3 protein-coding genes and 1 pseudogene are annotated in these 5,571 nt (G+C 47.7%); 1 reads left to right on the top strand and 3 read right to left on the bottom strand.

The window, feature by feature from the left end; all coding sequences use genetic code 11:
- The 3 genes from AC1WIP_RS10515 to AC1WIP_RS10505 all read right to left on the bottom strand — a co-directional run.
- Nucleotides 1–1,503: DUF2264 domain-containing protein (locus AC1WIP_RS10515; RefSeq protein WP_481141782.1), on the bottom strand; the 1,503-nt coding region annotated here is incomplete at its 3' end.
- Between the two features lie 47 nt (nt 1,504–1,550).
- Nucleotides 1,551–2,723, bottom strand: coding sequence for a glycoside hydrolase family 88 protein (locus tag AC1WIP_RS10510; RefSeq protein ID WP_481141781.1), 1,173 nt, complete (start codon nt 2,721–2,723; stop codon nt 1,551–1,553).
- 58 nt (nt 2,724–2,781) lie between these two features.
- Complete coding sequence (locus tag AC1WIP_RS10505) at nt 2,782–5,037, bottom strand: glycoside hydrolase family 30 protein (RefSeq protein WP_481141780.1); 2,256 nt, start codon at nt 5,035–5,037, stop codon at nt 2,782–2,784.
- Nucleotides 5,038–5,299: 262 nt separating this feature from the next.
- On the opposite strand from AC1WIP_RS10505, the pseudogene AC1WIP_RS10500 reads away from it, so the two are divergent.
- Nucleotides 5,300–5,571, top strand: a pseudogene (locus AC1WIP_RS10500) (sugar ABC transporter permease); the annotation flags it as partial.

Below are 5,571 nucleotides of genomic sequence, written 5' to 3'. Positions count from 1 at the left end.
ATCTGGTATTTCCTCCCGTCTTATGGCAAAGCCGCAGTCGAAGGCGGTGCATTCTCTGTCACTGATAATCCGGTGGCGTCTCACATGCCCCTTTTCGTTTGGAGTCACCGTAGTCTCCACTATAATCCCCGGAGCGGGACTCCATTTGGAAAATACGCCGGTGTCCGTGATTTTGGACTCCATGCAGATACGTCTCACATACACATAGCCGTCCATCACAAAGGCAAGCATATTGTCCGGGGCATTTTCATGGAGCTCAAAGCTGGACTTTGCCACACTGATGCTGAATTTGCTGTCATAGGCAAACTTTCCGTATTTGGCCGCAGTCTGTCCGTGTCCGTTCGGACTGTAGACGCCTGGCACAAAGGCTGTGGTGTGATTTCCATAATGCCGCACAAACATATCCGCCTGGGGCATGGGGCATTTTGGCGCAAGGGACGGGAATGGCGCTTCTTTGACCTGCCAGAAGGGGTGCTCATCCGGAAGCATCAAAAAAGCAAAGGTTTTCATGGCCCAGTAGGGTGAGCCCGGTGCATTGTACCGCTCTGCCATAATCAGATTGGGATAGCCGTACCCGATGGTTAAAATCCCGTCCCTGTCAAAAATAGGGCGCTCCATCCAGCTTCGCAGATGCCTTGCGATCAGTCCCTTCATCACATCCACGGGAAAGGGCTCTATTCCCGCAAGCAGACAGGCGCTAAAAAAGCTTACCTGGGAAAATCGATAGGTCAGGGAACGGCCAAAGGGAATGGCGTCCCCATCCGCGTCAAACCAATAGATAAACTGCCTGGCAAAGGTCATGGCCCGCTCCTTATAAAGAGCGCTGCGTCCGGCATCCTCCTTCTCCATCACCCTGGCATACACCAGACAGTAAAAATGAATGGCAAAGGAAATATAGTAATCCTTCTGCCCGGAATCTCCATCCTGATACCATCCCTCTCCCAGGTAAAAGGTTTCCAGCCCTTCCAGATACTCCTCCAGCATCCTCTGGCTGTAGGGCCTTCCTGCCTTTTTCAAGGCAATGTTCACCAGCACCGCAAACAGAATCCAGTTACACACCGGCAGCGGATGCTCATTGATTTTGTTCAGATACCTGCTGAGATTTTCCTTTTCTGTCTCGCTTAAGGGGTCCCATACCACCTGTGGTGCAAACATAATACCATAGGAAATTGCAGCCATCTCCACAAAGCGCTGGTCAAAGGAGCCGCACTCCCCCCAGTACTCCGGACTGTTTTCGTCCGTTCCGGCGCTTAAGCCTCTCTGATAAATTTCCTCAAAGCAGCTGTCTCGTCCGCCGCCCGCCCAAAAGGGCACCAGTCCCCAAAGGGGCCTGGAGAAGGCTTCCATCCACACTGCTCCCTGATCATAATGAGCCGCCGTCACACCCAGGTCCAGTCTTGCTCTCCCCTTACTGTAATGGGGCTTTAAGGGCTCCAAAACAGACAGCATAAGCTCCTGAAAATCCTTCTTTGTATGTAACTGTTCAAGCCTTATATGTTTCATTGAAATTCCTCCGTGATGCTAAAAAGATTTCTGCTTCTTCATCAGCCTTACCAATACTGCTCCCAATCCTTGCTCATTCTGGTGAGCGCCTCCATATAGAAGTAATCTCCCCAGGAATTGCACTCGTCCACCCCGTAATGATTACAGGTGTTATAGGGCGAGTGGTTGGAATAGGTGCTGTGCAGCACCAGTCCATTGGAGGTATCCATATCCTTTACAGCGTAATTGTCATAGACGGATTTCATGATCTGTGCGGCGATGGTTCTGTAGTGCTGCGCCTCCTGCGGCTCCAGATATTTTGCCATCTCCAGCATGCCGCAGGCCGCAATGGAGGCCGAGGAGGAATCCCTGGGCTGGTCATCCCCGTCCGTAAACTCCAAATCCCAATAGGGAACCAGATCCCCCGGAAGATGGGTCAGGAAATACTCCGTCACATGGCGGAACAAATCTATGTATTCCTTCCTTCCCGTATAACGATAGGCAAGGGCCATACCGTACACGCCCCAGGCCTGTCCCCTGGCCCAGGCGGAGCCGTCTCTGTAGCCCTGGCAGGTGGCGCCGTGGTCCGGCGCCCCCGTTTTCATATCAAAGAAAAAGGTATGCCAGGTGGAATAATCCTCTCGGATCACGTTGGCAACCGCCGTATGGATATGCTTCTGTGCAATGTCCCTGTACTTAGAATCTCCCGTCTCCTGAGAGGCCCAGTATAAAAGGGGCAGGTTTAACAGGCAGTCGATGATGAGACGATAATTTTCCGGGGCGTCCATGGGCCCCCATGCCTGAATAAATTCTCCCACCGGATGGTATCTGGTGATCAGCTGATCCGCCGCCTTAATGGCTGCTTCTCTTCCCTCCTTGCTGCCTGTGAGCTTATAGCCCGCCACGCAGGAGGGGGAATATAAAAAGCCCATATCATGGTGGTCTACCTCGATTTTTTTGTCAATCCGCTCAAAAAAGCTGTGTATCTGTATTTCAGCCGCCCTCTTCAGCCTCTCATCCTTGGAATATTCATAAGCCAGCCATATCTCTCCGGTCCAGAAGCCACAGGTCCAGTCCCTGTTGGGAATGGGCCTATAAAATCCGTTTTCGCTGTACGCGTTCTGAAACTCCTGGGTAAACTCTGGAAGCACATGGAGTATCTGCCTGTTGCAGAAGTCCAGCGCCTTTTCCATTTCCTGCTTTGTGATCTCAGGATAAATTTTTTCGTCAAATGTAATCATAGTTGCCTCCATTCATTTTATTTCTTTCTATATAAATCAAAGCATTCTCTATTATTTTTCATTGTATCATCCCCTTTCCTATTATTTCAACTGCATCGATTCTTATAAAGCAATGGCCGGCATCAAAATTCTTTTTGCCGCAGACTCTAAGCCTCAGAGTATGCCGCCTGTCCGGCAGACGATATGCACAAAACTGGGTTCTTCTATACCTTACATCCTCTGAAAAGGTGTCAATCTTACCATAAGAGACACCATCTATCCATATTTCAGCCATGCCGCTGTCTTTGTCCGTCATTCCAAGCAGTGCTACTCCGGTTCCTTCAAATGTAAATTCAAGGCTTTCACCTTCCTTGTCAGAGGTAAGCAGTGTGCGCATATAATTGCGCGCATCATTTCCTGAGAGCGCCCAGTTTTCACTGTATCTGATATGCGAGTCCCTCGCACTATACCGTACGCACTCCACTGCTTTGACTGAGGCAATTGGTTCTATTCTAAGATTTCGGTAAAATGCTTCGTGATAGCCGCTCCCAATTACAACATTTCCGCTGCTTCTTTCACTGTCTCTGCATTCGACCAGCAGACAGTCATCAAAATATGCCGAAATTCTGTCATCTACAACTTCTATTGCTATACTATGCCATTTTGACATATCAGCCCTTGGCATGATTCCAGAAGCCAATATAAAGGAGCCGCAGCACAGCTGCCAATTTCCCTGTACAAAAATAACCAGCCCATAGCATTCCGCAGGAGATGCAATTTTAGGAGAAAAATTGCATCGAGCTCCCAAAATCACATAGGCATCCTCACAGGCGCCTGGTTCCTCCTGTATCCTGAAATCAAGTGATACGCGGTAATTTGCCAGATTCTGCCCTCCCAAAACCGTATAGGGCTGTGGGGACGGCCGCCCCGACCAGTCAAAAGGCTTCCTCATAGGGGTAATCACCTGTTCCAGGCACTTCTGTCCGTTTTCATCATATTGAATTTCAAATGCACCTGCCTGATCCACAGTATATCTAGGCTGTTTTCCTGCCGCATATTCCCCAAAGGAATCCTCATACGGCAGCACAAATTCTTTCCTTTCAGGGATCTCGTGTCTGGGTTTCCCTTTCCTCTGTCCCGTAGTGGTTGTCAGGGTACAGATTGCCCGCGGAGGCAGTTCAACCAACGCACATCCTTCCGCCACCGAAATATCCTGCAGCTTTACAAACGACTCCGCCTGTGTGGTCTGAAACCGGTGCAGCTTTTCTACTTCTATCTGCTGAAACTGAATTTCAAATATATGTGGTGAGTCGCTTCTATTAAGCAGCACGACACTAACCTGTCCCTTCTCGTCCATCAGAGACAGACAGCTTTGCTCCTGCCCATAACAGCAGCCGCTGTCCACATATCTCCAGCCCGGAAAAATAAATTGCGTAAACTGCGCAATCACCCAGAAGGCATATTCTATCTGATAAAAGCCACTCCACGGACAGGCTGCCGTCAGCAGGCTTTTACAAGTGTAAGGAAGATTATCATAAATAGCTTCTATAATAGGATGTATTTGATATTGAACTATCCTTCCAGAAGCGTAAGCGCGGATAATATTCTGTGCCATATCCAGGGAAAAAGAAAAATCATGCCTGTATGCCACCAGATCCTCGCTGTCAAAAAGCAAAAGTCCGCTTTCCTTTGCTGCCAGGGGACTGTCCTGCTTGTAATGTATATTCAAAACTGCCAGGGCCTTCTTTAATTCCGGATCATTTTCTACTCTTGCCGCGATATTCCAATCCGTGTTGCTGTCCGCTCCGCTGAGCTTTACATCTTCAAACCCATCCCGGTTCAATCCGGGACGCAGCACATTGACAACCCAATTTCTATGAAAAGGGCCTTCGTTTTCATCCGGCGCCAGGTAGTCAAAATGGAGACCGTATACTTCTCTGGCGCCTTCCAGAAAGCTTCTGTAATATTTATATTTTTTCTCATTATCCGTAACCCACCCAGGCGTCCCCCAGCGTATGGCGTCTAATATAATACTGGGATTTCTCTTTTTTGCCTCCTGTGCCATCCATAATCCCACCCCCCTTGTAATATCAAAGTCGTCTTCGCTGCGCATGTGGCTGGGTTCTGTTCCGCAGGTTCCATTCGCGTCCGAACCGATTTCTACCTTCAATACCTGCATGCCCGCACCATATTGAGGTAAAAACAACAAATCCAAAATATCCTCTCTCTGCTCTTTTGGATATTCCTTTAGCAATTTCGTCATGCCATTGCTGGTTACTCCGCCAATTCCGTAAAAAACCCGGCCTCTCGTGTCTGCATTTACATTGACAATCATTTTATCTGCCTCCAGTCTTTTTATTGGTATGGCAAAATTTTATCAACCCGGCGTTTTTCCTGTCTATTTGAAAAAAAGAACAAATTTGTATTATTCCGGCTTTACAGATATTTTCCATATGCACCTGAAAAATGCAGCTGGATTTTTCGTAAAATTCCATAAAAGTAAAAAATTTCAAATTGATAATCCCCGATGCCTTCTGTCATAATTTACTCATAAAAAATCACAGACGAGAAAGGATGAATCACAAAGGATGAAACAAATGTTACGTCAAATTAGTAAAGACAAAATACTTTGGTTAATGCTCATTCCTGCCATTGCTTATTTTATTATTTTTGCATATCTGCCCATGTCGGGAATATGGCTGGCATTTACACGGTTTGACTTTAACCTTGGATTTTTTAAAAGTCCTTTCGTAGGGCTGCGCAATTTCCAATACCTGTTTCAGAGCGGCATCCTCTGGCAGCTCATCAGAAATACTGTTTTGTACAATCTGGCCTTTATTATTGTGGGAAATATTGCCCAGATTGCATG

It is taken from the genome of Acetatifactor sp. (assembly GCF_982438285.1).
Note: the sequence above shows the minus strand (reverse complement) of the source record. Positions and strands in the feature narration are given on the sequence as shown.